Source organism: uncultured Mucilaginibacter sp., assembly GCF_903913935.1.
GTDB lineage: Bacteria > Bacteroidota > Bacteroidia > Sphingobacteriales > Sphingobacteriaceae > Mucilaginibacter.
In genome coordinates this window covers 1-2,587 of sequence record NZ_CAIWNH010000521.1, presented here as the reverse complement: position 1 = coordinate 2,587, position 2,587 = coordinate 1, and the positions used below count along the sequence as shown (strand labels likewise).

At 39.5% G+C, this 2,587-nt stretch carries 5 protein-coding genes; 2 read left to right on the top strand and 3 right to left on the bottom strand.

Annotated features, from left to right (window positions below; all coding sequences use genetic code 11):
- The first annotated feature begins 156 nt into the window (after nt 1–156).
- Together QZY09_RS21020 and QZY09_RS21015 are read left to right on the top strand one after the other, a co-directional pair.
- Nucleotides 157–468 (top strand): hypothetical protein, encoded by a 312-nt coding sequence (locus tag QZY09_RS21020; protein WP_295675740.1) that lies wholly within the window; start codon nt 157–159, stop codon nt 466–468.
- Between the two features lie 275 nt (nt 469–743).
- The gene (locus tag QZY09_RS21015; RefSeq protein ID WP_295675737.1) at nt 744–1,202 is read left to right on the top strand and encodes a hypothetical protein; all 459 of its coding nucleotides are present in this window, start codon (nt 744–746) and stop codon (nt 1,200–1,202) included.
- A gap of 41 nt (nt 1,203–1,243) precedes the next feature.
- Here QZY09_RS21015 and QZY09_RS21010 read toward each other — a convergent pair whose 3' ends face one another.
- The 3 genes from QZY09_RS21010 to QZY09_RS21000 all read right to left on the bottom strand — a co-directional run.
- Nucleotides 1,244–1,768 (bottom strand): hypothetical protein, encoded by a 525-nt coding sequence (locus QZY09_RS21010; RefSeq protein WP_295675735.1) that lies wholly within the window; start codon nt 1,766–1,768, stop codon nt 1,244–1,246.
- Nucleotides 1,765–2,283, bottom strand: coding sequence for a hypothetical protein (locus tag QZY09_RS21005; RefSeq protein WP_295675733.1), 519 nt, complete (start codon nt 2,281–2,283; stop codon nt 1,765–1,767). The genes QZY09_RS21010 and QZY09_RS21005 overlap by 4 nt, the downstream gene beginning before the upstream one ends.
- 94 nt (nt 2,284–2,377) lie before the next feature.
- The coding region (locus tag QZY09_RS21000) for a PBECR2 nuclease fold domain-containing protein (protein WP_295675732.1) at nt 2,378–2,587 on the bottom strand (210 nt) is incomplete at its 5' end.

The following is a 2,587-nucleotide window of genomic DNA, read 5'->3' as shown; positions in this document are numbered from 1 at the left end:
GTAAAAATGCAAATACCCCCTACTGTTCAGGTGTGTTTTGTGTAGTTTAAACAATATTTAAAGCCGCTTTAAAGGGGCTTTTTTTATGTTTATGTGTACGGCTTTTTTTTGATGGTGTTGTTTTGCATTGGTATTTTTACAGTACCTATTTATTCTATGGCACTCGGACAGCAACTTATTTCAGCAATACTTAGTGAGGATGTAAACAAAAAAGCGGTTAAGCATTTAAAAGGTGGTTATACCGTTGATCGTAATTATAAAATTGCATGCCGCTTTTATTATCACTTTACGCTTGTAGGCCTTAAATATGAGCGCTGCCTTGAAATTTTAAACGTAGAATTTAACCTAAGTGAACTGCGGATAGCACAGCTTATAATGCTTGAACGTGATAGCCTCTCCCAGCTTAAAAAAGCTAACACGGACCGAAAGGTTTTGCAAAAGAAGTTCCCTTACTTTAATTGGTATTGATTTGAGGTGAAAGGGTAAAGGCGAAAGGTTTAAAGGTAGCTGCTGAAAGGCGGCTTTTTTATTTTAGCTTTGGGGTATGAAAAAAACCTTGATCTTAATTTTAGTATGCTGTGCGATCAGCGTAAGCGGACAAACAACCCATCACTTTAGGCGCTGGCCTACGTGCACCGGCAAATACCCATGCCATGCCTGTAAAAACTGCAAGTATTGTAAATATTGCTCAAAAAAAGGAGGCACATGCGGCGCCTGTAAAAAAGTGATCCCGCTAACAACTGATGCAGATAGAAATTAATCCTAAACAAAATTTAAACATGAAAAAATTACTACTTGTTTTCATTGTATTGGTTGCTTCTTGCACGAATAATAAACAAGATAACGCACCTTGTATTGATCTTAAAGTCATTGCTATTAAGGATACTACGGTCAACTATATCCGGCAATTTGGTTTCAGGTGTGCTATAAAAAACGTTTCGGGAATGAATTTGAAGGCGTACCGGGGCATATTGAATGTTAAGGATGTTTTTGGTGAAAGTTTGGGCGGTTTTAGGATTCAGGATGATAGGGATATAAAAAACGGAGAAAGTAAAACCATTACTTTTAGATATAGTTATAACCCTTATGATGCAAGTCAAACCAAAATTATCACGAATACTGTAGATAAGTTAAAATTTGATTGGAAGCCGTTTAATTTGATACTTGTTAACGGGAAAGATAGTTCGGTATATCGTAATTAGCATAAAACATAAAAGCCGCTTAACTAAGCGGCTTTTATGTTTTATGCGTCCTGAATGTTTATAACCAGATCAGGCGCAGGTGTCGGTATGGTAACAGCCATAGCGGTATTATCTTTAAAGCCGAAGGCATAGTGTAAAACCCTAACCCTTACATTGTCCTTTCTCCTTTCGGTTTTGGCGCTGACGCGGCTAAGCGGGTTAAAGTATTGGTCATCGCTCCAACCGTGTAATACTTTATTTACCCGGTGTTCTAAATTATAATATCCCAGCGCGTTTACTTTATGGCTATTGTTGGCATAGTAATGAGTGGCCGCAGCGTAGGCCGTAACCCCTAACCGTACCTCCAGCACCGCTTCGCCCTGCTGGCTGTTTGTTGAATTATCGGTGTACCTGATCTCTATTGGGTCAAACAATGCACAGGGGAATTTAACCGGGCTCTCCTTTTCGTCAAACTCCAATTGCCCTAAGTCCTGGTCAATAAACTTCAATTCGGGAAGCGTGGCAAGCCGTGCCTGTACCGCTAAAAAAACATTCGCCAAAATGGCATCCATTATTATATCGCTCATGAGTTAAAAATTACGGCTATATCTTTTGTTAGCCATTTTACTATATCAGCTTCCAGTATCGGGCTGGGGCTGGTTTGTGTTGGGGCAAACTGCCTTTGATCTATCTTCATTGTTCGAGTAAATTCCCGTACCTTACTTTTGCCAATCTTAGTTAATGAAGATTTTACTTTCAAATACCTTGACCTTGTATGAGCAGGCACTGTAACCTGGCCGTTAAAGCCCTCGTTATGTACACGGGCATACTTGATGTTATTATAAAATAAAATCTCTCCATTGCCCTTTAATTCGTAGTTAAAGCCCCGCATCAAATCGCCACTTTTAAATAAAATGCGTGTGCCTTTGATGTTTTTTTTCCATGGTTGAAAAGTCGCACCCTGCCAGCCCTGCTTTTGAAAGTTGGCGTTTATAAAGCGGAGCGTTTCCCTGACTACCATCGCAGGTGCCCTATCATTAAAATAGGAATTAAGTTTTTTAGCTACCCCTGAATTAAACTTTCCAAATTGTGAACTATCCATTATCTTTGTATCTCACCTCCAGCGGTAAACCCCGCTATGTACAGGATTGCCGTTAATGTTAACCGGGGCCTAAACAGCCAGTATCGGGGAAACATTAGCGGTTTTTGTATTTTAATATACCCTTACGCATATTCTGCAAAGCCTTGTAATTTATTTGGCCGCCTTTTTTAACTTCGTAAAGCGTTACAGCCCTCAATGATTTTTCGGCATCAACTACCAGCGCGATTGGTGCGCCATCGTAATATTTAAGATAGATGTTGGATAATTTGTCTTTTACCCTATTGCTCCAAATTTCATCAGGGTT

Excerpts from the sequence above, each read along its gene's own strand:
- QZY09_RS21005 (WP_295675733.1), bottom strand. The coding sequence starts at position 2,283 with ATGGATAGTTCACAATTTGGAAAGTTTAATTCAGGGGTAGCTAAAAAA.
- QZY09_RS21010 (WP_295675735.1), bottom strand. The coding sequence starts at position 1,768 with ATGAGCGATATAATAATGGATGCCATTTTGGCGAATGTTTTTTTAGCG.
- QZY09_RS21020 (WP_295675740.1), top strand. The coding sequence starts at position 157 with ATGGCACTCGGACAGCAACTTATTTCAGCAATACTTAGTGAGGATGTA.
- QZY09_RS21015 (WP_295675737.1), top strand. The coding sequence starts at position 744 with ATGCAGATAGAAATTAATCCTAAACAAAATTTAAACATGAAAAAATTA.